This window comes from Streptomyces klenkii (assembly GCF_003626645.1).
Classification (GTDB): Bacteria; Actinomycetota; Actinomycetes; order Streptomycetales; family Streptomycetaceae; genus Streptomyces; species Streptomyces klenkii.
This window is the reverse complement of record NZ_RBAM01000011.1, coordinates 1-25,638: the sequence shown is the minus strand read 5'-3', so window position 1 is coordinate 25,638 and position 25,638 is coordinate 1. Positions and strand designations below refer to the sequence as shown.

The 25,638-nt window shown below is 72.9% G+C and carries 25 protein-coding genes and 1 pseudogene; 17 read left to right on the top strand and 9 right to left on the bottom strand.

Annotated elements, in window-relative coordinates; genetic code table 11:
• The first annotated feature begins 110 nt into the window (after positions 1-110).
• The 10 genes from infC (at position 111) to D7231_RS24810 (ending at position 11,053) form a co-directional block, all read left to right on the top strand.
• Entirely contained in the window at positions 111-770 is a 660-nt protein-coding gene (infC, locus tag D7231_RS24855; protein ID WP_120757766.1) for a translation initiation factor IF-3, read from the top strand.
• A gap of 127 nt (positions 771-897) precedes the next feature.
• Positions 898-1,092, top strand: a complete 195-nt coding sequence (gene rpmI / locus D7231_RS24850; RefSeq protein ID WP_030369870.1) for a 50S ribosomal protein L35 — start codon at positions 898-900, stop codon at positions 1,090-1,092.
• A 92-nt stretch (positions 1,093-1,184) separates the two neighbouring features.
• Positions 1,185-1,571 carry a 50S ribosomal protein L20 gene (gene rplT, locus D7231_RS24845; protein WP_030369869.1) on the top strand — a complete coding sequence of 129 codons (387 nt, stop codon included), beginning with the start codon at positions 1,185-1,187 and terminating at the stop codon, positions 1,569-1,571.
• A 133-nt stretch (positions 1,572-1,704) separates the two neighbouring features.
• A complete protein-coding gene (locus D7231_RS24840) occupies positions 1,705-2,538 on the top strand; it encodes a TrmH family RNA methyltransferase (protein ID WP_120757765.1) in 834 nt (277 codons plus the stop codon).
• Positions 2,539-2,574: 36 nt separating this feature from the next.
• Positions 2,575-3,747 (top strand): sensor histidine kinase, encoded by a 1,173-nt coding sequence (locus D7231_RS24835; RefSeq protein ID WP_120757764.1) that lies wholly within the window; start codon positions 2,575-2,577, stop codon positions 3,745-3,747.
• Between the two features lie 167 nt (positions 3,748-3,914).
• Positions 3,915-5,045, top strand: coding sequence for a phenylalanine--tRNA ligase subunit alpha (gene pheS / locus D7231_RS24830; RefSeq protein ID WP_120757763.1), 1,131 nt, complete (start codon positions 3,915-3,917; stop codon positions 5,043-5,045).
• On the top strand, positions 5,045-7,555 hold the full coding sequence (gene pheT, locus D7231_RS24825) for a phenylalanine--tRNA ligase subunit beta (RefSeq protein WP_120757762.1): 2,511 nt from the start codon (positions 5,045-5,047) through the stop codon (positions 7,553-7,555). The genes pheS and pheT overlap by 1 nt, the downstream gene beginning before the upstream one ends.
• A 268-nt stretch (positions 7,556-7,823) precedes the next feature.
• Entirely contained in the window at positions 7,824-9,032 is a 1,209-nt protein-coding gene (locus tag D7231_RS24820) for a PP2C family protein-serine/threonine phosphatase (protein WP_120757761.1), read from the top strand.
• Positions 9,033-9,138: 106 nt separating this feature from the next.
• Positions 9,139-10,476, top strand: a complete 1,338-nt coding sequence (locus D7231_RS24815; RefSeq protein ID WP_120757760.1) for a tetratricopeptide repeat protein — start codon at positions 9,139-9,141, stop codon at positions 10,474-10,476.
• Positions 10,477-10,522: 46 nt separating this feature from the next.
• Entirely contained in the window at positions 10,523-11,053 is a 531-nt protein-coding gene (locus tag D7231_RS24810) for an NUDIX hydrolase (RefSeq protein ID WP_058045202.1), read from the top strand.
• 37 nt (positions 11,054-11,090) lie between these two features.
• Here D7231_RS24810 and D7231_RS24805 read toward each other — a convergent pair whose 3' ends face one another.
• Together D7231_RS24805 and D7231_RS24800 are read right to left on the bottom strand one after the other, a co-directional pair.
• Positions 11,091-11,348, bottom strand: coding sequence for a hypothetical protein (locus tag D7231_RS24805; protein ID WP_373300757.1), 258 nt, complete (start codon positions 11,346-11,348; stop codon positions 11,091-11,093).
• A 165-nt stretch (positions 11,349-11,513) separates the two neighbouring features.
• Positions 11,514-12,371: a 3-hydroxybutyryl-CoA dehydrogenase gene (locus D7231_RS24800; protein ID WP_120757759.1), complete on the bottom strand. Its 858-nt coding sequence runs from the start codon at positions 12,369-12,371 to the stop codon at positions 11,514-11,516.
• Between the two features lie 186 nt (positions 12,372-12,557).
• On the opposite strand from D7231_RS24800, the gene D7231_RS24795 reads away from it, so the two are divergent.
• Positions 12,558-13,844: a glycoside hydrolase family 10-like protein gene (locus D7231_RS24795; RefSeq protein WP_120757758.1), complete on the top strand. Its 1,287-nt coding sequence runs from the start codon at positions 12,558-12,560 to the stop codon at positions 13,842-13,844.
• 274 nt (positions 13,845-14,118) lie between these two features.
• Here the strand turns inward: D7231_RS24795 and D7231_RS24790 are convergent, their stop codons facing one another.
• Positions 14,119-14,319, bottom strand: coding sequence for a DUF1918 domain-containing protein (locus tag D7231_RS24790; protein ID WP_120757757.1), 201 nt, complete (start codon positions 14,317-14,319; stop codon positions 14,119-14,121).
• 143 nt (positions 14,320-14,462) lie between these two features.
• Positions 14,463-15,425: a DMT family transporter gene (locus D7231_RS24785; protein ID WP_120757756.1), complete on the bottom strand. Its 963-nt coding sequence runs from the start codon at positions 15,423-15,425 to the stop codon at positions 14,463-14,465.
• Between D7231_RS24785 and D7231_RS24780 the strand changes: the two genes are divergently transcribed.
• Together D7231_RS24780 and D7231_RS24775 are read left to right on the top strand one after the other, a co-directional pair.
• The gene (locus D7231_RS24780; protein ID WP_120757755.1) at positions 15,424-16,872 is read left to right on the top strand and encodes an aminotransferase-like domain-containing protein; all 1,449 of its coding nucleotides are present in this window, start codon (positions 15,424-15,426) and stop codon (positions 16,870-16,872) included. The two genes, D7231_RS24785 and D7231_RS24780, sit on opposite strands and share 2 nt — an antisense overlap.
• A 30-nt stretch (positions 16,873-16,902) precedes the next feature.
• Entirely contained in the window at positions 16,903-17,295 is a 393-nt protein-coding gene (locus tag D7231_RS24775) for an RNA-binding S4 domain-containing protein (protein ID WP_120757754.1), read from the top strand.
• 270 nt (positions 17,296-17,565) lie between these two features.
• Here D7231_RS24775 and D7231_RS24770 read toward each other — a convergent pair whose 3' ends face one another.
• Positions 17,566-18,204, bottom strand: coding sequence for an NAD(P)-dependent oxidoreductase (locus D7231_RS24770; protein WP_120757753.1), 639 nt, complete (start codon positions 18,202-18,204; stop codon positions 17,566-17,568).
• Between the two features lie 5 nt (positions 18,205-18,209).
• A complete protein-coding gene (locus D7231_RS24765; RefSeq protein ID WP_120757752.1) occupies positions 18,210-19,142 on the bottom strand; it encodes an EamA family transporter in 933 nt (310 codons plus the stop codon).
• A 99-nt stretch (positions 19,143-19,241) separates the two neighbouring features.
• On the opposite strand from D7231_RS24765, the gene D7231_RS24760 reads away from it, so the two are divergent.
• Positions 19,242-19,766 carry a MarR family winged helix-turn-helix transcriptional regulator gene (locus D7231_RS24760; protein WP_120757751.1) on the top strand — a complete coding sequence of 175 codons (525 nt, stop codon included), beginning with the start codon at positions 19,242-19,244 and terminating at the stop codon, positions 19,764-19,766.
• A 63-nt stretch (positions 19,767-19,829) separates the two neighbouring features.
• Here the strand turns inward: D7231_RS24760 and sigJ are convergent, their stop codons facing one another.
• Complete coding sequence (gene sigJ / locus D7231_RS24755) at positions 19,830-20,714, bottom strand: RNA polymerase sigma factor SigJ (protein ID WP_120757750.1); 885 nt, start codon at positions 20,712-20,714, stop codon at positions 19,830-19,832.
• Between the two features lie 153 nt (positions 20,715-20,867).
• Here sigJ and D7231_RS24750 point away from each other — a divergent pair, with 153 nt between their 5' ends.
• A complete protein-coding gene (locus D7231_RS24750) occupies positions 20,868-23,090 on the top strand; it encodes an NADP-dependent isocitrate dehydrogenase (RefSeq protein WP_120757749.1) in 2,223 nt (740 codons plus the stop codon).
• A gap of 81 nt (positions 23,091-23,171) precedes the next feature.
• Here the strand turns inward: D7231_RS24750 and D7231_RS24745 are convergent, their stop codons facing one another.
• Positions 23,172-23,594, bottom strand: coding sequence for a carboxymuconolactone decarboxylase family protein (locus D7231_RS24745; protein WP_120757748.1), 423 nt, complete (start codon positions 23,592-23,594; stop codon positions 23,172-23,174).
• 73 nt (positions 23,595-23,667) lie between these two features.
• On the opposite strand from D7231_RS24745, the gene D7231_RS24740 reads away from it, so the two are divergent.
• On the top strand, positions 23,668-24,453 hold the full coding sequence (locus D7231_RS24740; protein WP_120757747.1) for a HEAT repeat domain-containing protein: 786 nt from the start codon (positions 23,668-23,670) through the stop codon (positions 24,451-24,453).
• A 27-nt stretch (positions 24,454-24,480) separates the two neighbouring features.
• On the opposite strand, the gene D7231_RS24735 is transcribed toward D7231_RS24740, so the two are convergent.
• Positions 24,481-24,981 carry a hypothetical protein gene (locus tag D7231_RS24735; RefSeq protein ID WP_120757746.1) on the bottom strand — a complete coding sequence of 167 codons (501 nt, stop codon included), beginning with the start codon at positions 24,979-24,981 and terminating at the stop codon, positions 24,481-24,483.
• Positions 24,982-25,118: 137 nt separating this feature from the next.
• Between D7231_RS24735 and D7231_RS24730 the strand changes: the two are divergent.
• Positions 25,119-25,638 (top strand): annotated as a pseudogene (locus tag D7231_RS24730) (N-acetyl-gamma-glutamyl-phosphate reductase); the annotation flags it as partial.

Genomic DNA, 25,638 nt, shown 5'->3' with positions numbered 1-25,638 from the left:
GCGCCCCGCGGCATGCCGTGGCGGTGTTCCGGTTTTATGGAGCCCCGCCTGTGTCCCGTCGGGGCATTTTTGTGTGTACCGGCGCGGTTGGTCTTAGGAAAAGACGTTACGTGGCCGCCCGCCAGGCCGCCGCGTGGTGCTACCGAGGAGGATCCATCAGCGCCGAGCCCCGCATCAACGACCGGATTCGAGTCCCCGAGGTGCGACTTGTCGGTCCCAGTGGCGAGCAGGTCGGCATTGTGCCGCTTGCCAAGGCACTGGAGCTTGCGCAGGAGTACGACCTCGACCTCGTCGAGGTGGCGGCGAACGCCCGTCCGCCGGTCTGCAAGCTCATGGACTACGGGAAGTTCAAGTACGAGTCGGCCATGAAGGCCCGTGAGGCGCGTAAGAACCAGGCGCACACGGTCATCAAGGAGATGAAGCTCCGGCCGAAGATCGACCCGCACGACTATGACACCAAGAAGGGTCACGTCGTCCGGTTCCTCAAGCAGGGCGACAAGGTCAAGATCACGATCATGTTCCGTGGTCGCGAGCAGTCCCGGCCGGAGCTCGGCTACCGACTGCTGCAGCGCCTCGCGGAAGACGTCCAGGACCTCGGTTTCGTCGAGTCGAACCCGAAGCAGGACGGCCGAAACATGATCATGGTCCTCGGTCCGCACAAGAAGAAGACCGAGGCGATGGCCGAAGCCCGCGAGGCACAGGCCGCCCGCAAGGCGGAGCGCTCCGGCGCGGCGCCCGCGGACGCCGCCGAGGAGCCCGCAGAGGCGTGATCCGGGGGCGCCCCGCGCCCCGGATGACCCCCGGGGCATCCGCCCCGGACACCAACCGAAACAGATGACACTCCCGTACGCCCTGATCCGGCCGGGGGAGTGCCACCGACGAGGAGAGAACGGCGCTATGCCGAAGAACAAGACGCACAGCGGTGCCAAGAAGCGCTTCAAGGTCACCGGCTCCGGCAAGGTCCTGCGCGAGCGCGCCGGCAAGCGCCACCTGCTCGAGCACAAGTCGTCCCGCCTGACGCGTCGCCTCACCGGCAACGCCGAGATGGCCCCGGCCGACGCCAAGAAGATCAAGAAGCTTCTCGGCAAGTGACGTTCCGGCTTCGGCCGCACGTCCACACCGGGACCCAATCGATTTCGGGTCGTGTGAGAATCCACCACGGCCCCGCTACAAGGAGTTAACAAGTGGCACGCGTCAAGCGCGCAGTCAACGCGCACAAGAAGCGTCGGGCGATCCTCGAGGCGGCCAGCGGTTACCGCGGCCAGCGGTCGCGCCTGTACCGCAAGGCCAAGGAGCAGGTCACCCACTCCCTGGTCTACAACTACAACGACCGCAAGAAGCGCAAGGGCGACTTCCGTCAGCTGTGGATCCAGCGCATCAACGCCGCTGCCCGCCAGAACGGCATGACGTACAACCGCCTCATCCAGGGTCTGAAGGCCGCCAACATCGAGGTGGACCGCAAGATCCTCGCGGACCTGGCCGTCAACGACATGAACGCGTTCGCCGCGCTCGTCGAGGTCGCCCAGAAGGCCCTGCCGGCCGACGTCAACGCCCCGAAGGCCGCTGCCTGACCGGCACCCCGAGGCTGTTGCTGACCGGACCCGCAGGCCCACGGCCTGCGGGTCCGCTCGCGTCCGGCCCCAGGAACCCCGCTGCCGCCCCGCCGGCACCGCACCGCGCACACCAGCAACCGAAAGTGAGCCCATGGCGGCCCCCGAGCTGACCTCCCTGCGATCGCCCCGTGTCATCGCGGCCCGCCGTCTTGCCAAGCGCAGCTTCCGCGCCAAGGAGCGCCGCTTCATCGCGGAAGGCCCGCAGTCCGTCCGCGAGGCCGTCGGCCACCTCGTCGAGGTGTACGTGACGCCGGACGCCGCCGAGCGCCACGCGGACATCGTCGCCGCCGCCCTCGACGCCGGAGTGCCCGTCCTGACCGCGACGGACGAGGTCATCGCCGAGATGTCCGACACCGTCACCCCGCAGGGCATCGTCGGCCTCTGCCGCTTCCTGGACACGCCCTTCGAGGAGATCCTGGCCGGCCGTCCCCGCCTGGTCGCCGTCCTCGCCCACGTGCGCGACCCCGGCAACGCCGGCACCGTCCTGCGCTGCGCCGACGCCGCCGGCGCCGACGCCGTCGTGCTCACCGACGCCTCCGTGGACCTCTACAACCCCAAGGCCGTACGGGCCTCCGTCGGCTCCCTCTTCCACCTGCCGGTCGCCGTGGGCGTCCCCGTGGAGCAGGTCGTGAGCGGCTTGCAGGGCGTCGGCGCCCGGATCCTCGCCGCCGACGGCGCGGGCGACCGCGACCTGGACGCCGAGCTGGACCGGGGCACCATGGGCGGGCCCACCGCCTGGGTCTTCGGCAACGAGGCGTGGGGCCTGCCGGAGGAGACCCGCGCGCTCGCCGACGCCGTGGTGCGCGTCCCCATCCACGGCAAGGCCGAGAGTCTGAACCTCGCGACGGCCGCCGCCGTGTGCCTCTACGCCTCCGCCCGTGCGCAGCGTGCACCCGGAGGGTGCCGCTCCGTGACCTTCAGCTAGTAGGGTTGCCCCCCGGGGGATCGGGAGGGGGTGCGGATGACGAACGTCAGGACTTCCGGGGGCGTGGCCGACGCCGCTCCGGCGGCGGATGCTGCGCCGCACGGTTCCCCCGGGCAGGGAGCGCCCGCTGCGGGCCTCGCGGGCCTCGGCCTGCACCCCGACGAGCTCCCCGACGGCCTCGTCGTCGCCGACGAGAACGGCCGGGTCACCTGCTTCAACGCCGCCGCGGCCCGGATCACCGCGGTCCGGCCCGACGAGGCGCTCGGCCGTTCCCTGGAGAGCGCCCTGCCCCTGGAGGACCTGGACGGCCGCCGCTGGTGGCCGATGACCGACCCGTACGGCGGCCTGACCACCCGGGTGGGCCAGCCCGAGCGGAATCTTCTCCTCCCCGGCGGCCGCGAGGTCCTCGTCTCCGTGCGCTACGTGCGCGAGCGGCCCACCGGGCCCGTGCGCCGGCTCGTCGTCCAGCTGCGCGGCACCGACGCCCGCCGCCGCACCGAGCGCAGCCACGCCGAGCTCATCGCCACCGTCGCCCACGAGCTGCGCTCGCCGCTCACCTCCGTCAAGGGCTTCACGGCCACGCTCCTCGCCAAGTGGGAGCGGTTCACCGACGACCAGAAGCGGCTGATGCTGGAGACCGTCGACGCCGACGCCGACCGCGTCACCCGGCTGATCGCCGAGCTCCTCGACATCTCCCGGATCGACTCCGGCCGCCTGGAGCTGCGCCGCCAGCCGGTCGACGTCGTCGCGGCCGTCCGCCGCCACGTCCAGGCGTACACCACGGCGGGCCACCGGCCCGACCGCTTCGAGGTCAAGGTGACGGCCCCCCTGCCCGCCCTCTGGGCCGACCCCGACAAGGTCGACCAGGTCCTCGGCAACCTCCTGGAAAATGCGGTGCGCCACGGCGAGGGGCGCGTCACGATAGAGGTGGCGCCGGCGCTGCTGACGGCACGGCCGGAGGGCACGGAAGGTACGGCGATCACGGTGAGCGATGAAGGGCCGGGCATTCCCGAGGAGTCGATGAGCCGCGTCTTCACCCGCTTCTGGCGGGGCAGCAAGCGCGGCGGCACCGGCCTCGGCCTCTACATCGTCAAGGGCATCGTCGAGGCCCACGGCGGGACGATCACCGTCGAGCGGGCCGCCTGCGGCGGCGCGCGGTTCCGTTTTACCCTGCCCGTGGGCGCCCCGGCCTTTCTCTCACAGGCCTGAAGCGGGCGGCCCGCGGGCCCGACGACCACCATGCGCCCCTTAGACTCGACCTTTGGCACCTTTGGCACGACCTTGGCACCCATCTGTCGGGCAAGCGCCGCCGGCGAAGCGAAGCCTGGGGGCACCTCCCAGCGGTAGCTGGGAGAGAATCGGAAGCACGGGAAGAGATGTCCGCACCCAATAAGTCGTACGACCCTGTCGAGGTCGAGGCACTGAAACCGGAAGAGATCGAGCGCATGCGGGACGAGGCGCTCGCCGCCGTCGCCGCGGCCGCCGACCTCGACGCCCTGCGCGAGGTCAAGGCCGCGCACGCCGGTGACCGCTCGCCCCTCGCCCTCGCGAACCGCGAGATCGGCGCTCTGCCGCCGCAGGCCAAGGCCGAGGCCGGCAAGCGCATGGGCATGGCCCGCGGTGCCGTGAACAAGGCCTTCGCCGCCCGCCAGGCCGAGCTGGAGGCCGAGCGCGACGCCCGTGTGCTGGTCGAGGAGGCGGTGGACGTCACCCTGCCGTACGACCGCACCCCGGCCGGCGCCCGCCACCCCATCACGACCCTCAGCGAGCGCATCGAGGACGTCTTCGTGGCCATGGGCTACGAGGTCGCCGAGGGCCCCGAGGTCGAGGCGGAGTGGTTCAACTTCGACGCGCTCAACATCGCGCAGGACCACCCGGCCCGCGCCATGCAGGACACGCTCTTCGTGCAGGCCCCGGGCAAGAAGGCCAAGGAGGCCGAGTCCGGCGTCGTGCTGCGCACCCACACCTCCCCGGTGCAGGTCCGCACGATGCTCGACCGCGAGCCGCCCGTCTACGTGATCTGCCCCGGCCGCGTCTACCGCATGGACGAGCTGGACGCCACGCACACGCCGGTCTTCACCCAGGTCGAGCTCCTCGCCATCGACGAGGGCCTGACCATGGCCGACCTCAAGGGCACCATCGAGCACATGGTGCGCTCGCTGTTCGGCGAGGGCCTGACCACGCGCCTGCGCCCCAACTACTTCCCCTTCACCGAGCCCTCCGCCGAGCTGGACATGCAGTGCTATGTCTGCCGCGGCGAGTCGGCCGGCAACCCCGACCGCCCCTGCCGCACCTGCTCCAGCGAGGGCTGGATCGAGCTGGGCGGCTGCGGCATGGTCAACCCCCGCGTGCTGACCGCCGCGGGCATCGACCCGGAGAAGTACAGCGGCTTCGCCTTCGGGTTCGGTATCGAGCGACTGCTGATGTTCCGCCACAGCGTCGAGGACATGCGAGACATGGTCGAGGGTGACGTGCGCTTCACCCGGCCGTTCGGGATGGAGATCTGATGCGAGCCCCGCTTTCCTGGCTGCGGGAATACGTCGACCTGCCGGCCGGTGAGACCGGTCGCGACGTGCAGGCCAAGCTGATCGCCGCGGGTCTCGAGGTCGAGCGCGTCGAGAGCCTCGGCGCGGACCTGAAGGGCCCCCTGGTCGTCGGCCAGGTCCTCACCATCGAGGAGCTGGAGGGCTTCCGCAAGCCGATCCGCTTCTGCACCGTCGACGTCGGCACGGCCAACGGCACCGGTGAGCCGCAGGAGATCGTCTGCGGCGCCCGCAACTTCTCCGTCGGCGACAAGGTCGTCGTCGTGCTGCCCGGCGCCGTCCTGCCCGGCGACTTCGCCATCGCCGCCCGCAAGACCTACGGCAAGACCTCGCACGGCATGATCTGCTCCGGCGAGGAGCTGGGCATGGGCGACGACGGCACGCACGGCATCATCGTGCTCCCGCAGGAGTACGAGCCCGGCACCGACGCCATCGAGCTGCTCCAGCTCGTCGACGAGGTCCTGGACATCGCCGTCACCCCCGACCGCGGCTACTGCCTGTCGATGCGCGGCATCGCCCGCGAGGCCGCCACCGCCTACGGCCTGCCGCTGCGCGACCCGGCCCTGCTCGACGTGCCCGGCCCCAACAGCTTCGGCTACCCCGTCCAGGTCGCCGACCCGGCCGGCTGCGACCGCTTCACGGCCCGCACGGTCACCGGTCTCGACCCCGAGGCCCGCTCCCCGATCTGGCTGCAGCGCCGCCTCCAGAAGGCCGGCATGCGCCCGATCTCGCTGACCGTCGACATCACCAACTACGTGATGCTGGAGCTCGGCCAGCCGCTGCACGCCTACGACCGCTCGCGCCTCGACGGCCCGATCGGCGTCCGCCGTGCCGAGCGCGGCGAGAAGCTGACCACCCTCGACGGCACCAAGCGCGTCCTGGACGCCGAGGACCTGGTCATCACCGACAACCGCGGCCCGATCGGGCTCGCGGGCGTCATGGGCGGCGCCGAGACCGAGATCGCCGGCCACGCGGCCGGTCAGGCCACCACCGAGGTGGTCATCGAGGCGGCCCACTTCGACCCCACCACCATCGCCCGCGCCGTCCGCCGCCACAAGCTGCCCTCCGAGGCGGCCAAGCGCTTCGAGCGCGGCGTCGACCCGGAGGCGGCCGCCGCGGCCGCCCAGCGCACCGTCGACCTGCTGGTGCTGCTCGCCGGCGGCACCGCCGACGCCGGCGTCACCGCGTTCACCGCCCCCAGCGGTCCGCGCACCATCGCGATCCGCGCCGACCACCCGGACCGCGTCGCCGGTGTCGAGTACGGCCGGGAGACCGTCGTCCGCCGCCTCCAGCAGGTCGGCTGCGACGTCTACGGGCAGGACGAGCTGATCGTCACCGTCCCGAGCTGGCGCCCCGACCTCACCGACCCGAACGACCTCGCCGAAGAGGTCATCCGGCTCGAGGGCTACGAGAACCTGCCCGCCACCCTGCCGGCGCCCCCCGCCGGCCGCGGCCTGACCCGCCGTCAGCGGCTGCACCGCCGCGTCGGCCGGGCGCTGGCCGGCGCGGGCTACGTCGAGGTGCTCAACTACCCCTTCGTCGGGGACTGGGCCCTCGACCACCTGGGCCTGGAGGCCGGCGACCCGCGCCGCACCACGGTGCGCCTGGTCAACCCGCTCTCCGAGGCCGAGCCCTCGCTGCGCACCACGATGCTGCCGGGCCTGTTCACGGCCCTGCGCCGCAACGACAGCCGCGGCGAGCACGACCTGGCCCTCTTCGAGACCGGCCTCGTCTTCCTGCCCACGGGCGAGGAGACCACCCCGGTCCGGCTGCCCGTCGACCGCCGCCCCACCGACGAGGAGATCGCCGGCCTGAACGCCGCGCTGCCGCAGCAGCCGCGCCGCGCCGCCGTCGTCCTCGCCGGCGCGCGCGAGCGCGACGGCTACTGGGGCAAGGGCCGCCCGGCCGGCTGGGCCGACGCCGTCGAGGCCGGCCGCACCGTCGCCCGTGAGGCCGGCGCCGAGCTGATCGTCCGCCAGGACCAGCGCGCGCCGTTCCACCCGGGCCGCTGCGCCGCCTTCTACGCCGTGGTCGACGGCGCCGAGGTGTTCGCCGGCTCCGCCGGTGAGCTGCACCCGCGCGTCATCAAGGCCTTCGGCCTGCCGGAGCGCACCTGCGCCATGGAGATCGACCTCGATGTCCTGGAGCGGGCCGGCACCGGTGCCGTCGAGGCCCCGCAGGTGTCCTCCTTCCCGGTGGCCACGCAGGACGTCGCGCTCGTCGTGGATGCCTCCGTCGCGGCCGCCGACGTCGAGGCCGCGCTGCGGTCCGGCGCGGGCGAGCTGCTGGAGTCGCTGCGCCTGTTCGACGTCTTCACCGGCGAGCAGCTCGGCGCGGGCAAGAAGTCGCTCGCCTACGCGCTGCGCTTCCGGGCGGCCGACCGCACGCTGACCGCGGAGGAGGCGTCCGCCGCGCGCGACGCCGCCGTCGCGGCGGCCGTCGAGCGCACGGGCGCGGTGCTGCGAGGCGCCTGAGGCCGGTGACGCCGTGTGACGGCCGCCCAGCGTGTGCGCGGCGGCCGAAAACAGTCGGCGAAGGCTGAACAAGACGCGGGCGACCGCGGAAAGAAGCAGCCAGAACGAGGGGCGCATCCGGGTGAACCGGGTGCGCCCCTCGCGCGTTCCCTCGCTCAGGAGTGTCCGAATATCACTCAATAGGGTGGAAACGAGGGTCCAGGTCGTTACTTAGCGCTGAACACTCGCGAGAATCGAGGGCGTCATTGCTGCTAGGGGGGCCAACGGCATGATCCGGACAAGAGCGGTGGGCTGGCGGCGGGGGGTGGTCTTCGCTCTCCCCGGCCTGTGGGTACTCGGAGTGGTCGTGTGGGAGCTTCTGTGCCCCCGGGGCCAGGCCGTGCAGCTGCTCGCCGCCGCGCCCGCCATCGCCTGCGCGGGCACCGGCCGCCGCCAGTGCGTGACCGCCGCGGGGGCCTGCGCGATCCTCGCCCTCGTGCCCCTGGGCTCGGCCGGGCGCGCCGACGCCGGCATCCGCGCCGGCACCTGCTGCGCGATCGTCGCCGTCGCCGCCGCGGGCTGCGCCGTCACCGTGCGCCGCCGCCGGCTCCTGCGCGAGCTGGAGCGCGCCCGCGAAGTCGCCGCCACCGCCCAGAGCGTGGTGCTCCGCCCCCTGCCGCCCCGGCTCGACGGGATCGCCGTCGCCGGCAGTCACCTCTCGGTCAGCGAGGGCGCCCTCGTCGGCGGCGATCTGTACGAGGCGCTGGCCACGCCGTACGGCGTGCGCATCGTCATGGGCGACGTCCGCGGCCACGGCCTCACCGCCATCGGCACCGTCGCCGCCGTCCTCGGCAGCTTCCGCGAGGCCGCCCACGACGAGCCCGGCCTCGCGGACGTGCTCCGCCGCCTCGACCGCGCCCTCCAGCGCCATCTGTGCGAGCGGGCCCGCGCCGAGGGAAGGGCCGGCCCCGGAGCCGATCCGGAACGCTGGCTGGGCGAGGAGTTCGTGACCCTCCTGCTCCTGGAAATCGGCCCCGACGGCGCCGTCACCGCCCTCAATTGCGGCCACCCCTGGCCGTATCGCCTCGCCTGCCCGGCCGGTGACGGCGACGGCGTCGGCGCCCGGGCCGCCGCCGTCGGCCGGGGCGACCCGCTGCCGCCCCTCGGCCTCTTCCCGCTGCCGTCCGAGCTGCCCGTCGCCCGCCTGACCCGGCTGCTGCCGGGGGACGCCCTCGTGCTCCACACGGACGGCGCGGAGGACGCGCGCGATGCGGCCGGGGCCTTCTTCCCGCTGGCCAGGGTCCTCGGCGATGCCGCGGGCGGGGCGCCCATCGTCCCCTCCAGAGTCATCGACCGCGTCCAGGCCGCCCTGCTGCGGCACACCGGCGGCCGGCTCTCCGACGACATCGCCCTGCTGGTGCTCAGCAACGACCGCCGCCGCACCGCGGGGCACGGGCCGCGCCCGTGCCTGGTCCGCTCGGGCCGCCCTCGCCGCTGACGTCCGCCGCGGCCCGCCCGACTGACGCTCCGCCACGGCCGGTTCACACCCCGTGCGAAGCGATCTCCACTACGCTGGGCCCACCGAGCGCATGCGGAGGGGCAGGATGGAGCCCAACACTCTCCTAGACGCCATCCTCGACGAAGCAGGCATATCCCACGCCGGACTGGCCGCCCATATCAATGCGGCGGGCCGGGCCCGAGGGCTTTCCCTGCGGTACGAGCACACCGCCGTCGCGCGCTGGCTGAAGGGCCAGCGGCCCCGCGGCCAGGTACCGGACCTGATCTGCGAGGTGCTCGGCGAGCGGCTGCACCGCCCGCTGACCCTCGACGACATCGGCCTCGGCACCCCGGGCAGCCCCCGCCTGCCCAACACCCCGCTCTCCGGCTTCGTCGAGCGGGCCACCGCCCTCTGGCGCTCGGACGAGCAGCAGCGCGAGCACGTCGTCACCGCCCCCGCCGTCACCGGGACCCCCGCCGTCATCCCGGTCTGGGAGTGGGAGAACCCGCCCGAGGACGCCGACGTCTCCCGGCGCGGCCTCACCCGGGTCTCCATGGACGACATCGAGATGCTGCGCGCGGCCCGCACCCACTACGAGCAGATGTACCGCAAGGCCGGCGGCATCGCGACGCGCGCCCGCGTCGTCGGCTTCCTCAACGCCGAGGCGGCCCCGCTGCTGCGCGGCAGCTACACCGACGAGACGGGCCGTCAGCTGCACCGGGCCACCGGCGGCCTCGTCGCCGTCGCCGGCATCTGCGCGTACGACTCCGACGCCCACGGCTTGGCCCAGCGCTACTTCCACCAGGCGCTGCGGCTGGCCAAGGCCAGCGGAGACCGCGGTCTCGGCGGCTACGTCATCGCCCTGCTCGTCAACCAGTCGCTGTTCATGCGCGAGTACCGGCAGGCCGTCGCCTTCGCCGAGTCCGCACTGCGGGCCGCGGGCGCGGAGCTGACCCCGGCCCTCGCGGCCGATCTCTACGCGATGCAGGCCAAGGCGTACGCCCGGCTCGGCGACGGCGCCGGCGCGCTCGCCTGCATCCGCCGCGCCGAGACCGCCGCCGAGCGCATCCGCCGTGGCCAGGAGCCCGCCGAGACCGGCTATGTGCAGCCCGGCCTGGTGAACGTGCAGGTGGCGGAGGCGCTCCTCAGCCTCGGCGATCTCGGACCCGCCCGTGAGCACGCGGACCGGGCCGTCGACACCCCCGCCCACGACCGGGGACGTGTCCACCGGCTCGCCATGCTCACGCACATCGAGCTGCGTCAAGGAGACGCGGACAAGGCGGTGGCCACCGCGCGGGAGATGACCGAGCAGGCGAGAGGCATGGAATCGCAGCGCTTACGGGACCGGCTCCGGGCGGTGCGCGAGCACCTGATCGAAAGTGGGTGTGCGGCCACTGCCGAGGCCGCCGAGATGATCGACGGGGCGCTGCGCGTGCCCCTGTGAGGACAGCGCCCGGGGAGGTGGCCACCTCGGCGGAAGGTGGCAACACGTGCGTTGGAAGAATCTCAGGGAACGGACGGTCTACGCGAACCGCTGGTTCCGGGTCAATCTCGCAGACGTCCAACTCCCCGACGGCCGCCACCTCGACCACTTCCTCATCAGGCTGCGGCCCGTCGCCGTGGCCACGGTGGTCAACGAGGCCAATGAGGTCCTGCTGCTGTGGCGGCACCGCTTCATCACCGACAACTGGGGCTGGGAGCTGGCCGCCGGCGTGGTCGAGGACGGCGAGGACCTCGCCGGCGCGGCGGCCCGCGAAATGGAGGAGGAGACCGGGTGGCGGCCGGGCCCGCTGCGGCATCTGATGTCCGTGGAGCCGTCCAACGGCCTCACCGACGCCCGGCACCACATCTACTGGTCCGACGAGGCCGAGTACATCGGCGACCCGGAGGACGACTTCGAGTCCGACCGGCGCGAGTGGGTGCCGCTGAAGCTGGTGCCCGACATGATCGGCCGTGGTGAGGTGCCGGCCGCCAACATGGCGGCGGCGCTGCTTCTGCTCCACCACATCAGGCTCGGCTAGCGCGCGGCCCCGCACCCGGCTGCGGCACGTCCCGCGTTCACCGGCCGGTCGCCTGCCAGACGGCGAGTGCCAGGGCGGCGACCCCGGTGAGCGCGGCCAGCGAGGGCAGGGGCCACCTGCCGTGCTCCAGTGCCCGCACCCGGTCCGCCATCTCGGTGATCTCGCGTTCCGACTGGTCGCTGCGCTGGGTGAGGAGGGCGAGGTGGCCGTCGATGCGGACGACGCCGACATCGAGGCTACGACGGAGCTCCGCGAGCTCAGCCGTTCTGGTGGCCTGCTCGGGATGCATGGTCACGGTCCGTACCCCTTCCGGAATGACTCCTGTGTGTCCGACGAGCCGAGTCAATCGCGTGGCGGCGCGGAACGGGAGCGTGTGCGGGGGGTATATGCGAGTCACCGCCGCACACCCCGTGCGAACACGGGTGTGCGGCGGTGACGGTGCGTGACGTCCGTACGGAGATCAGTACGAGTAGAAGCCCGAGCCGGTCTTGCGGCCGAGGCGGCCCGCGTCGACCATGCGCTGGAGCAGCGGGGGAGCGGCGTACAGCGGCTCCTTGTACTCCTGGTACATGCTGTCGGCGACCGAGGCCACGGTGTCCAGGCCGATGAGGTCGGACAGCTTGAGCGGGCCCATCGGGTGGGCGCAGCCGAGCTCCATGCCGTTGTCGATGTCCTCGCGGCTGGCGATGCCCGACTCGAACATCCGGATCGCGGAGAGCAGGTACGGGATGAGCAGGGCGTTGACCACGAAGCCCGAGCGGTCCTGGGCGCGGATCGCGTGCTTGCCCAGCACGTTGGTGACCAGCGCGTCGGCGCGCTTGATCGTTTCCTCGCTGGTGGTGAGCGCCGGGATGAGCTCCACGAGCTTCTGCACCGGGGCCGGGTTGAAGAAGTGGATGCCGATCACGCGGTCCGGCCGGGAGGTGGCCACGGCCAGCTTCACCAGCGGGATCGAGGAGGTGTTGGAGGCCAGGATCGCGTCGGGGCGGGTGACCACCTGGTCGAGCACCCGGAAGATCTCGTTCTTGACCTGCTCGTTCTCGACGACGGCCTCGATGACCAGATCGCGGTCGGCGAACTCGCCGAGGTCGGTGGTGAAGCTCAGCCGGGCGAGGGTCGCGTCGCGCTCCTCCTCGGTGATCTTGCCGCGCTCGGCGGCCTTGCCGAGGGAGTTGGTCAGGCGGGTGCGGCCGATCTCCAGGGCCTCACCGGTGGTCTCGGCGACCATGACGTCCAGGCCGGCCCGGGCACACACCTCCGCGATCCCCGCGCCCATCTGGCCGCAGCCCACCACCCCGACACGCGCTACGTCTGCCACAGTGTCCGTCAACATCGTGCCTTTCGCTGATCTTGGTCGTCCGGCGGGTCGCCGCGTCCTGCGCCGCGCTCTCCGCCTCGTTCCAGACGTTACTCCGCGCCGTGCGGTCCCGGCGGTGCCGGGGCGGGCATGCTGGCCCCGAACGGTGTGACCGATCCGACGAGACGGCGAAATGAGGTCCCGCATATGGGGCGTATGACCCGAAGAGGGTTCACCGTGGCCGCCGCGGGGATGATGTCCTCCGCGATGCTGGCGTCCGGCGAGGCAGGGGCTATGGAGCCGGGAGCCGTGGAGCCGGGCAGGCCGGGGCCCGCGCTCGCGGGCGCGGCCGGCGAGCGCCGGCGGCGGCGCGAGTTCCGGGGGATGTGGGCCGCGACCGTCGTCAACGTCGACTGGCCCTCGAAGCCCGGCCTGGAGCCCCGGCAGCAGCAGGACGAGCTGACCGCCCTGTTCGACGCCGCCGTCGCGCGCCGCCTCAACGCCGTGCTGCTCCAGATCCGTCCCACCGCGGACGCCTTCTGGCCCTCCCCGTTCGAGCCCTGGTCGGAATATCTGACGGGCACTCAAGGGCTGTACCCGGGCTGGGACCCGCTCTCCTTCGCCGTCCGCGAGGCCCACCGGCGAAGACTCGAACTGCACGGCTGGTTCAACCCGTACCGCATCGCCAACCACACCGACCCCGGCCGGCTCGTCCCCACCCACCCCGCCCGCATCCACCCCGAGTGGGTCGTCCCCTACGGCGGGAAGCTCTACTACAACCCCGGCCTGCCCGAGGTGCGCCGCTTCGTGCAGGACGCCATGCTCGACGCCGTCTCCCGCTACGACCTCGACGGCGTGCACTTCGACGACTACTTCTACCCGTACCCCGTGGCCGGGCAGCGCTTCGACGACGACACCGCGTACGCCCGCTACGGCTCCGGCTTCCCCGACCGGGCCGCCTGGCGGCGCGCCAACATCGACCGGCTGGTGCGGGAGATGGGGGAGCGCATCAAGCGGCGCAAGCGGCACGTGCAGTTCGGGATCAGCCCGTTCGCGGTCTGGCGCAACCGCTCCACCGACCCGCTCGGCTCGGACACCCGCGCGGGCGTCCAGACCTACGACGACCTGGGCGCGGACACCCGCAAGTGGGTCCGCGAGGAGTGGATCGACTACATCGTGCCGCAGGTCTACTGGCACATCGGCTTCGCCGCGGCGGACTACGCGAAGCTCGTGCCGTGGTGGGCGGAGACCGTGCGCGGCACGGGGGTGCGGCTGTACGTCGGCGAGGCGCTGTACCGGGCGGGCGACCCCGCCCAGCCCGCGCCCTGGCAGGACCCGGCGGAACTCTCCCGGCACGTGGCGCTGGGGCGGGAGCACGCGGAGGTGCTGGGGAACGTCTACTTCTCGGCGAAGTACGTGGTGGGTGACCCGATCGGGGCGATGGGGCGCGTGGTGGCGGACCACTACCCGACGAGGGTGAGACCGCCGCGGTGACGGCGCCGCCGGGGCGCTTCGGTTGCTCCGGCGCCTCGCTGCCGGCGCGGGGCTCCTTCGCGGGCGGGCTGCCGGGGCGCCGGTGCCGTCCCGGCGCCTCGATTCCGCCGCGACGGTGATCGGCCACCTGCGAGGTGTCCGGCGGTGCCGTACGGGCCTCGGGCCGGGTACGGCACCGCCGAAGGCCGCCACGGCGGCCGGGCGCCGCCGCGGCGGTTACAGAAACGCGGCGCCGCCGAAGACGACCCCGCCCCGCGGCGGGGTGACGCGCCGGCTAACTGTGACCGCTCGCCTTGCGGTGGTCGACCACGGAGTCCGGGCCGGGCGACATGATCGTCTCGTGGCCCTTGTCGTCGCGGACCCGGTACGGCGGTGCGCCTTTGGGGCCCAGCACCTCCACGATCTCCACGACATGGTCCTGCTGGCCGACCGTCCGCCCGTGGACCACCAACCGGTCACCCTTGCTCGCATGCATCGACGGTGCCCTTCTGTTCGAGTTCCGTTCGAGATTCGCGATCCGAGATGTGTGCTGGGATGCTCCCAAGTCTACGGTGACCGGCGGTATATGGCCCGCGCCTCGGCCAGGTGGAGCAACGCGGCGAGCGCCCCGTGCCCCGCTCAGCCGCGCGCCCGCTGCGTCACCCCGATGCACACGAGCACCGCCACGGCGGCCACCGGCGCGGCGGGCGTCAGGTGCTCGCCGAGCAGCAGCACCGACCAGACCAGCGTGAGCAGCGGCTGGGCCAGCTGCAACTGGCTCGCGCGGGCCACGCCGATCGCGCCCATGCCCCGGTACCAGACCCACATGCCCACGAACTGCGACCCCGCGGAGAGCCACAGCAGCCCCGCGATCGTGTGACCCGTGAGGTGTACGGGCTCGGCCGGCAGCGCCAGCGCCGCCCCGACGGCCGCGACCGGCAGGCACAGCACCAGCGCCCAGCCGATGACCTGCCAGCCCGGCATCTCGCGGGCCAGCTGCCCGCCCTCCGCGTAGCCCGCCGCGCACACGAGCAGCGCCGCGAACAGGTACAGGTCGCTGCCCGTGGGGCTGCCGCCGCTCTGCTGTACGGCGAAGGCGATCACCACGGCGGCGCCGACGACGGCCGCGCCCCAGAACGTGCGCGAGTGGCGCGTCCGGTTCCGTACGGACGAGTACGCGGCCGTCGTCAGCGGCAGCAGGCCCACGACGACGGCGGCGTGCGAGGTGGTGGAGGTCTGCAGCGCCAGTGTGGTCAGCAGGGGGAAGCCGACGCAGGTGCCGCCGGCCACCGCGCACAGCGCCGGCCAGTGGCGGCGCGCGGGGGCCCGTACGCGCAGGGCGAGCAGGCAGATGCCGGCGATCAGGCCGCCGAGCGCCATCCGGCAGCTGACCAGGGACCACGGGCCGAGGCCCTCCAGGGCCCATGCGGTCGCGGGGAACGTCAGCGAGAAGGAGGCCACGCCCAGGGCGGCCAGCAGGACACCGCTCCGCGTGCGGTCGGCCGCGCGGTCGGCCGTACCGGCGGTGGTGCCGGTGGACGTGCTCGCGGGGCTCTGCACTGCTATCGCGGTCGGGCGGATAGCGCTATCTTTGAGTTTCATGTATGAGCGTAACAGCGTTGCTGAGCTGGCTGAAGCCCTTAAAAGGGAGCTGGACCGCTACTCTCCGGGTGAGAAGCTGCCGTCCAGCCGGGCCCTCGTCGAGCGCTTCCGCGTCAGCCCCGTGACCGTCTCGCGCGCCCTCGCCACGCTCGCCGCCGAGGGGCTGGTGACCACCCGCCCCGGCGCGGGCGCCTTCCGCACCGCCCCGCACGCCGCGCCCGTACGCCTCGGCGACACCTCCTGGCAGCAGGTCGCCCTCAGCGCCGAAAGCGCCGCGGAGGCGATCCCGCGGGCCGTGGACGCCACCGGTGTGCTCACCACGCTCGCCGAGCCGCCGCCCGGAGTCATCGAGCTCAGCGGCGGCTACCTCCACCCCTCCCTCCAGCCCGAGCGTGCCCTCGCCGCGGCTCTGGGCCGGGCCGGCCGCCGCCCCGGCGCATGGGGGCGCCCGCCCATCGAGGGGGTGACCGAACTGCGCGCCTGGTTCGCCCGCGAGATCGGCGGGCCGGCCGGCACCCTCGCCGCCTCCGACGTGCTGATCACCGCCGGCGGCCAGAGCGCGCTGACCGCGGCGCTGCGGGCCCTCGCCCCGCCGGGGGCGCCGGTCCTCGTCGAGTCCCCGACCTACCCCGGCATGCTCGCCGTCGCCCGCGCCTCGGGCCTGCGGCCCGTCCCCGTACCGGCGGACGCGCACGGCGTGCGCACGGACCTGCTCGCCGAGGCGTTCCGGGCGAGCGGCGCCCGCGTCTTCGTCTGCCAGCCGCTCTTCCAGAACCCCACCGGCGCGGTCCTGGCCGACGAGCGGCGGCGCGAGGTGGTCCGGGTGGCGCGCGAGGCCGGCGCCTTCGTCATCGAGGACGACTTCGCGCGCCGCCTCGCCCACGAGGACGCCCCGCCGCTGCCGCCGACGCTCGCCTCCGACGACCCCGACGGCATCGTCGTCCACGTCTGCTCCCTCACCAAGGCCACCTCGCCCAGCCTGCGCGTGGGGGCGCTCGCCGCCCGCGGACCCGTCCTCGAACGCCTGCGGGCCATCCAGGTCGTCGACAGCTTCTTCGTGCCGCGGCCGCTGCAAGAAGCCGCCCTCGAACTCGTCGGCTCGCCCGCCTGGCCCCGCCACCGGCGCAACACCGCCGCCGAGCTGCGCGTCCGCCGCGAGGCGCTGCTCACCGCGCTGCGCCGCGAACTGCCCGCCGTCACCGCGGACTTCGTCCCGCCCGGCGGCTTCCACCTGTGGGCCCGGCTCCCGGACGGCACGGACGAGGACGCCCTGGCCGCGGCCGCGCTGCGGGCCGGCGTCGCCGTCGCCTCGGGCCGCCCCTCCTACCCCGCGGAATCCGCCGCCCCGCACCTGCGGCTCAGCTTCGCGTCGGCCACGGGTGTGGCTGAGCTCGCGGAGGGCGTCGGGCGGCTGCGGACCGCGTTCGAGGATGTCGCGGGCCGGTGACCGGCGGGGGCGGCGGGCTAGAGTCGGTACATGGCTTCAGGTGAGGGGAGCGGCCCGGTTCGGGTCGACAGCTGGATCTGGTCCGTACGGCTCACGAAGACGCGCTCCGCGGCGGGCACGGCCTGCCGCGCGGGGCACGTGCGCGTCAACGGTGACCGCGCCAAGCCGGCCCAGCCGGTACGGGTCGGGGACGAGGTACGGGTGCGGCTCGCCGGGCGCGAGCGGGTCGTCGTCGTGTCGCGGCTCATCAGCAAGCGCGTCGGCGCGCCCGCCGCGGCGGAGTGCTACGTCGACAACTCCCCGCCGGAACCGCCCCGCGAGCACGTGGCCGCGGCCGCCGTCCGCGACCGCGGCACGGGCCGCCCCACGAAGCGGGACCGCCGAGACCTGGAACGCCTACAGGGCGCACCCAGGGCCCGCTAAGAGCGCGGGCCCCTGCCGCGCGGTTCGGCACCGTCGGCCTCCGCTGCGGAGGGGTGGTGGTGCCGGGCCGGCACACCCCTCCGCCGCGACGCTGCGAAACCACCGCGGGCCGTCTCGGCGGTGCCGGACGGCCTGTCGGTCGTGCCGCGTGGTCCCGCCGCGATGGCGGCGGCCCGCGCCGTGTGGTGCCGGGGCGGCACGTCCGCCCCCGCCGCGGCGGCGCGTAGCCACCGCGGCGCAGTCCGGCGGTGCCGGGCCGGCGGGGTGTCGTCAGTACGCGACCGTGAATCGCGTCCGGTGGTGCGCCGGGCGTTCCGCCTCGTCGACGAGGGCGACCGCCAGGTCTTCCATGGAGATGGCCGAGACGCCGTCCGCGTCCACCAGGAGTTCGTCCGTGCCCAGGCGGTACCGGCCGGTGCGCTCGCCCGGTTCCAGCAGGGCGGCCGGGCTCAGGTAGGCCCAGTCGACGTGCTGGTCCGCGCGGCACGCCGCGAGCTGGTCGTTGCAGGCCAGGGCGATGGGCCGCCAGTCGGCGGGGAACCCGGGCCCGTCGATCACGGTGGTGCCCCCGGCGCCGGGCAGGGTCAGGCTGCCCGCGCCGCCGACGAGCAGCAGCCGCACCCCGGTGCGGGCGAGCCCGGCCAGCAGCCCCTCCGTCGCGGCGACGAGCTGCCGCTCGCTGCCGGGCGCGGGGCGGGTCGCGCCGATCACGACGTCCTGCCCGGCGCTGAGCCGGGCGACGTCGTCCGCCACCGACGCGTCGCCCGTACGGGCCTCCGCCGCGGCCGGCAGCCCGGGGAAGCGGGCGGCGTCGCGTACGACGGCGGTGACCTGGTGGCCGCGGGACAGGGCCTCGGCCACTACCCGGCTGCCCACGTTGCCTGCTGCTCCGAAGACGGTGATGCGCATGATTGTCAGCTCCTGTGCTGTGTGGAAGTGGAGGCCGCGGCCACCGGCCGGGCCGTGGACGGAAGAGTGTGCGTACCGCGCGGACCCCGCCCGCGCCCTGCCTGCGCCGCGACGAGCGAGCCGAGGACGACCACCGCGCCGAACCCCTGGGCCACGGTGAGCTCCTGACCGAGCGCCAGCCACCCGAGCACCGTGGCGACCAGCGGGCTGAGCAGCCCGAGGAAGGTGACGTCGGTGGGGGAGAGCAGCCGGATCCCGCGGAACCACAGGGCGTACGCGAGGGCCGAGCCGATGACGGCGAGGTACGCGTAGCCGGCAAGGTTCGTGCCCGTCGGCACCGGCGGCGGGCCTTCGGCGAAGAAGGCGACGGGGAGCAGGAGCAGGCCGCCCGCGACCAGCTGCCACCCGGTCGTCGCGAGCAGCGGCGCGGGCGACGCCCAGCGCTTGCTGAGGACGACCCCCGTGGCCATGACGACCGCCCCGCCGGCCGCGGCGGCGACGCCGAGCCCGTCCAGCCGTGCGCCGGCCCGCAGGACGAGCAGGCTGACGCCCGCCACGCCGGCGACGGCGGCGATCAGTGTGCGCGGCTTGAGCCGTTCGCCGAGCAGGCCGGAGGCGAGGAGGGCGACCAGCAGCGGCTGTATCGCGCCGACGGTCGCGGCGACCCCGCCGGGCAGCCGGTACGCGGCGACGAACAGCAGCGCGAAGAACGCGCCGATGTTGAGCGCGCCCAGCACCAGCGCCCGCCACCACCACACGCCATGCGGCAGCCGCCGCGTGACGGCGACGAGCGCGAGCCCGGCGGGCAGGGCCCGGACGACCGCGGCGAGCAGCGGGCGGCCGGGCGGGAGGAGCTCGGTCGTGACGAGGTAGGTGGTGCCCCAGACGGCGGGCGCCAGGGCGGTGAGCAGCAGGGTTCCGACTCGATTGCTTAGCACTAAAGCAATGTATCTCACCGCTAAGAGATATGGATGGGTGCGGCCACGTGAGGTACCTCACCGCTAAGACAATTGACGCCGGTCCACTACCCTGACCCCATGGCAGATCACGTCGACCAAGTGCTCGCACAGTGGGCCGTACGCCGCCCCGATCTCGATGTTTCGCCGATGGCGGTGATCGGCCGCCTCTCGCGGCTCGCACGGCTCGTGGACACCGAACTGCGCCGCACCTTCGCCGCCCACGGCCTCGACGCCGCGTCCTTCGACGTCCTCGCGACGCTGCGGCGCAGCGACCCGCCGCACAGCCTCACCCCCGCCGAACTCATGCGCTCGTCGATGGTCACCTCCGGGGCGATCACGCAGCGCCTCGACCGGCTGGAAGCCCGCGGCCTGGTGAGCCGCAGCCCCAGCGCCTCGGACGGCCGCAGCGTCGTCGTCGCTCTCACGGACGACGGCCGCGACCTCATCGACGTGGCCCTGCCCGACCACGTCGCCACCGAGGCCCGCCTGCTCGCCGCGCTCACGGAAGGGGAGCGCGACGCGCTCGCGACGGTCCTCGGGACGCTCCTGGAGTCACTCAGCGAGGAGAAGAGCGGGAAGGCCGAGAAGAGCGGGAAGGCGTGAGGGGCGAGGGCGAGAGCTGAGGCCCCGGCCGCTGCTCCCTGCCCTGCCCTTCCCGCCCGCCCCTCAGAACTCCGTCTGCACGTCCAGCCGGCTCAGCCGCTCCGGATCCGCAAGGATGTCGATCTCGACAATCCGGCCGTCCGCGATTGTGAACCCCAGCACCGAGAGCAGCTTCCCCTCCAGGGCCGTGACGACCCCCGCGGCGCCGTTGACCAGCGCCCGCCGCGCGAACAGCGCCGGGGACCGGAACAGCATGGCCTGCCCCGCGACCTCCCGCGCACCGCGGACCTCCTGCGACGCCCTCGCGCCCCCGGCCCCGGCATCGGCCCGCAGCACCACATCCGGGTCGAGCACGGCCAGCAGTGCGTCGAAGTCGCCGGCGCGCGAGGCCGCCATGAAGGCGTCGACGACCTTCCACTGCCGGGCCAGGTCCGTCTCGGGCTCGGGAGCCGCGCCCCGCACCCGGCGCCGCGCCCGGCTCGCGAGCTGCCGCGCCGCGGCCGTCGTCCGCCCGACCATGGGCGCGATCTCATCGAACGGCATGCCGAACATGTCGTGCAGGACGAACGCCAGCCGCTCGGCCGGATCCAGCGTGTCCAGCACGACCAGCAGGGCGAGGCCGACCGAATCCGCCAGCAGCGCCGCGTGCTCGGGGTCGACCTCGTCCGCGCCGCGGCTCACGACCGGGTCGGGCACCCGTACGTCCAGCGGCTCCTCGGCCCGCGACGCGCGCGAGCGCAGTATGTCGAGGCATACCCGGCCCACGACCGTCGTCAGCCACCCGCCGAGGTTGGCGACGCCGTCCGCGCCGGAGCGGTCGAGCCGCAGCCACGCCTCCTGCACGGCGTCCTCCGCCTCGCTGAGCGAGCCGAGCATGCGGTAGGCGACCGCCCGCAGGTGGGAGCGGTGGGTCTCGAAGCGCTCCGCCAGGAATTCGTTCTCGTTCATCGGTCACACTCTTCCGTCGCGATCCGTCGAAGAGATGACGGACGGGAGGACACGGATGTGACACGTGAGTGTGGCCAGGGTCCTGTCGAGAGGGGCTCCGGCACGAGATATCTTGATGTCGAGCAATGTTACAGACGTGGAGCGGAGCACCCGGTGACTGACTCGACCATCATCTATACGCACACCGACGAGGCCCCGGCCCTGGCCACGCACTCGTTCCTGCCTGTGGTCCAGGCCTACGCCTCGACGGCCGGGGTCACCGTGGAGACGCGTGACATCTCCCTGGCCGGGCGGATCATCGCCGGCTTCCCCGAGTACCTCGAGGAGAGCCAGCGCATCGACGACGCCCTGGCGGAGCTGGGTGAGCTGGCCAAGACGCCCGAGGCCAACATCATCAAGCTGCCGAACATCTCGGCGTCCATCCCGCAGCTGAAGGCCGCCGTAGCGGAGCTTCAGGCCCAGGGCTACGCCCTGCCGGACTACCCGGACGACCCGAAGACCGACGAGGAGCGCGACATCCGCGCCCGCTACGACAAGGTCAAGGGCAGCGCCGTCAACCCGGTCCTGCGCGAGGGCAACTCCGACCGCCGCGCCCCCGCGTCGGTCAAGAACTACGCCAAGGCGCACCCGCACCGCATGGGCGCCTGGTCGGCCGACTCGAAGACGAACGTCGCCACCATGGGCGTCGACGACTTCCGCTCCACCGAGAAGTCCGCGGTCGTCGCCGAGGACGGCACGTTCCGCATCGAGCTCAAGGGCGACGACGGCTCCACCACCGTCCTGCGCGAGTCGATCCCCGTCCGCGCGGGCGAGGTCGTCGACGCCTCCGTCATGCGCGTCGCCGCGCTGCGCGAGTTCCTCGCGGCGCAGGTCGCCCGCGCCAAGGCCGAGGGCGTGCTGTTCTCCGTGCACCTGAAGGCCACGATGATGAAGGTCTCCGACCCGATCATCTTCGGCCACGTGGTCCGCGCCTTCTTCCCGAAGACCTTCGCGAAGTACGGCGAGGTGCTCATCGCGGCCGGCCTGACCCCGAACGACGGCCTCGGCGGCATCCTCAAGGGCCTGGAGACGCTGCCCCACATGGGCGACGAGATCAAGGCCTCCTTCGACGCCGAGCTCGCCGAGGGCCCCGCCCTGGCGATGGTCGACTCCGACAAGGGCATCACCAACCTGCACGTCCCGAGCGACGTCATCGTCGACGCCTCCATGCCGGCCATGATCCGCACCTCCGGCCACATGTGGGGCCCGGACGGCCAGGAGGCCGACACCCTCGCCGTCCTCCCGGACAGCAGCTACGCGGGCGTCTACCAGGCCGTCATCGAGGACTGCCGCGCGAACGGCGCCTTCGACCCGGCGACGATGGGCTCCGTGCCGAACGTCGGCCTCATGGCCCAGAAGGCCGAGGAGTACGGCAGCCACGACAAGACCTTCGAGATCCCCGTCACCGGCACGGTGCGGGTCCTCGACGCCGCCGGCAACGCCGTGCTGGAGCAGACGGTCGGCCAGGGCGACATCTTCCGCATGTGCCAGGCCAAGGACGCCCCGATCCGCGACTGGGTCAAGCTCGCCGTCACCCGCGCCCGCGCCACCGGCTCCCCGGCCGTCTTCTGGCTCGACGAGAACCGCGCCCACGACGCGCAGCTCATCGAGAAGGTCAAGGCGTACCTGTCGGAGCACGACACCGACGGCCTCCAGATCGAGATCATGTCCCCGGTCGAGGCGACGAAGTTCTCCCTGGAGCGCATCCGCCGCGGCGAGGACACCATCTCCGTCACCGGCAACGTCCTGCGTGACTACCTGACCGACCTGTTCCCGATCCTCGAGCTCGGCACGAGCGCGAAGATGCTGTCGGTCGTCCCGCTGATGAACGGCGGCGGCCTCTTCGAGACCGGCGCCGGCGGCTCCGCCCCCAAGCACGTGCAGCAGCTCGTCAAGGAGAACTACCTCCGCTGGGACAGCCTCGGCGAGTTCTTCGCCCTCGCGGCCAGCTTCGAGCACCTCGCGACGACCACGGGCAACGCCCGCGCCAAGGTCCTCGCCGACACGCTCGACCGCGCGACCGGCACCTTCCTCAACGAGGACAAGTCGCCGAGCCGCCGCCTGGGCGGCATCGACAACCGCGGCAGCCACTTCTACCTGGCGATGTACTGGGCCCAGGAGCTCGCGAAGCAGACCGACGACGCGCAGCTCGCGGAGGCGTTCGGGCCGCTGGCCAAGACGCTGACCGAGCAGGAGGGCACCATCGTCGACGAGCTGATCGCGGTGCAGGGCTCCCCGGCCGACATCGGCGGCTACTACCAGCCCGACGTGACGAAGGCCTCGGCCATCATGCGTCCGTCGGCGACGCTCAACCAGGCCCTGGCGACCCTGGCCTGACGCGCCCGCATGCGGTAAACCGTTCCGCCCCGGCCGGCACTGCGCCCGGCCGGGGCGGTTCTGTCTGCCGGGGCAGGCGCATCAGTCCTGCGCTACGGGCAGGAGGCCGCGCTCTCCGAAGACCTTCTTGGCCACGAAGGTGGCGTTGAGCGCGCGGGGCATCCCGCAGTACACGGCGGAGTGCAGCAGCGCCTCGGTGATCTCCGCCGGAGCGAGGCCGACGTTGAGGGCCGCGTTGATGTGCACGTCCAGCTGCGGCTCGCAGCCGCCCAGGGCGGTGAGCATGCCGAGGGTCACCAGCTGCCGGTCGCGGGGGGCCAGCCCGGGCCGGTCGTAGATGTCGCCGAAGGCCCAGGAGACGACCTGGTGGCCGAGCTCCGGCGAGATGTCGGCCAGGGAGTCGATGACCTTCTGCCCGCTCTCTCCGTCGATGCGGGTCAGGACCTCCATGCCGTGGTCGAAGCGCTCCTGGCGGGTCTTGGCGGTGCTGTTGTCCGTAGTCATGGCAAGACCGTAGATCTTGGAGTGCGCTCCAGGGCAAGCGCGACCCAAATGGGATGAAAGGCAGTACGGAGACATGGGTGAGGACCCGCTCGCAGCGGCGGAACGGAGCGGAGACGCCGAAGGGCGGCCCGGGACGGGGACCGAGCCGTCTTTCGCGGAGCTGCTGGGCCGCGCCCTGACCGAGCCGGACGTCGATCAGCCGGTGTGGTTCGCGACGACGTTCGCGGCCCACGAGCGCGACGACCCCGCTGTCCGCGCGGAGGCCGCCGCCCTGCGGGACCGGCCGGATCCGCTGGAGCGGCACTTCGGCGCGCAGGTGCTCCGCCTGGCCCTCCTCTACGACGAGAGCGGCGACGACTCCTTCGAGCGGCCGATCGTCGATCTCTTCCTCTCCTGGGCGGCCGAGGAAGAGGACCCGCGGGTGATGCGGCCCCTCACGGCCGGACTGGCCGACGCCCTGGATCCCCGGGCCGAGCAGGCGCTGCACACGCTCATCCACCACCCCGACCCGGAGGTGCGGTGCTGGGCGATCTCCGGCCTGACCTCACCCGCCGCGAGCGGGGAGCCGGAGGCGCTGGCCGCCGCCCTGGCGTGCACCCGGGACCCGGACGCCGCGGTGCGCGAGCAGGCGTGCAGGGCCCTCACCGGCTCCCCGGCCCCCGCGGACGCCCTCGCCGCCTGCCTGACCGACGAGGCCGAAGCGGTACGGGTCACGGCGGCGATCGGTCTCTTCCTCCGCGACGACACCCGCGGCGACGCGGTACTGCGCGCACTCGGCCCCGTCGAGGAGGGCTCGCCCTATTACGGGGCCTTCCACCAGGTCCGGTACCACCACCGGGCGCTGAGCACCGCGGATTGATCCGCTGCGTCGCGCCGGCCGAAGCGCTCAAGGCTGTCCTGGCCTGGTGCAGAGGAAGCACCCCTCCCAGTGCGGGAGCGCGCTGAGGATCCGGTGCTGTGCGCACGAGGCCGTCGCGCGATCGTCCGGTCCGGGGAAGCCTCCGGCGGGATGGGCGGCGTCAGCCGGCGCGAAGGACTCGACCATGGCTATGAACCGGTGCAGGTGGTCACGGACGAGGGGAGGGTCGTACCCCAGCTCGCTCCAGCGGTGGCCGCTCAGCGCGAGCGCGGTGGCCCGCAGCACGAAGTCCTTCGACCGGGCACGTTCCCGCGGCGTCGTGCCCCAAGCGATGTCCTGAAGGTCGAATCCGACCGCCCCTCGCCCCATCACGTTCTGGTCTTGCAGCGTGAGAAGAGCCGCGAAGCGGTAGTCCCACTCCTCATGGGCGAGATCGGATACCGCCAGCATCAGCACGTCGATGAACACTTCCGTGCCGCCGTTGGACAGGTACAGGCTCTTTTCCCCACCACCGAATACGTTCCCCACGCAGTCACGGTACGACGGCTCCGAGAGCGCCGGGTGCTACGCCTGGCCCAGCTCTGTCGGGCACGGCGATTCATGCAGGCCCATTGCATAAATCTTCATTCATTCGTATAGTCATGCCATCGACCAGGAGGGGCCCGATGGCAGTACGTGTGGCAGTGGCAGGAGCGAGCGGATACGCGGGCGGCGAAGTGCTGCGCCTGCTCCTCGCGCACCCCGGCGTACGGATCGGGGCCCTCACCGCGAACAGCAACGCGGGCCAGCGCCTCGGCGCTGTGCAGCCGCATCTGCTTCCCCTGGCCGGGCGGGTCCTGGAGGCCACGACCGCCGAGGTGCTTGCTGGGCATGACGTGGTGTTTTTGGCGTTGCCGCATGGTCAGTCGGCGGGGGTTGCCGCGGGGCTGGGTGAGGGGACGCTGGTGGTGGATTGTGGTGCGGATTTCCGGCTGCGGGACGCTGTGGAGTGGGAGCGGTTCTACGGGTCTGCGCATGCGGGGACGTGGCCTTACGGGTTGCCGGAGTTGCCGGGTGGGCGGGAGGCGTTGAAGGGCGCGCGGCGGATTGCTGTGCCCGGGTGTTATCCGACGGCTGTTTCCTTGGCGTTGGCTCCGGCGTATGCCGGGGGGCTGGTGGAGCCGGAGGCGGTGGTGGTGGCGGCGT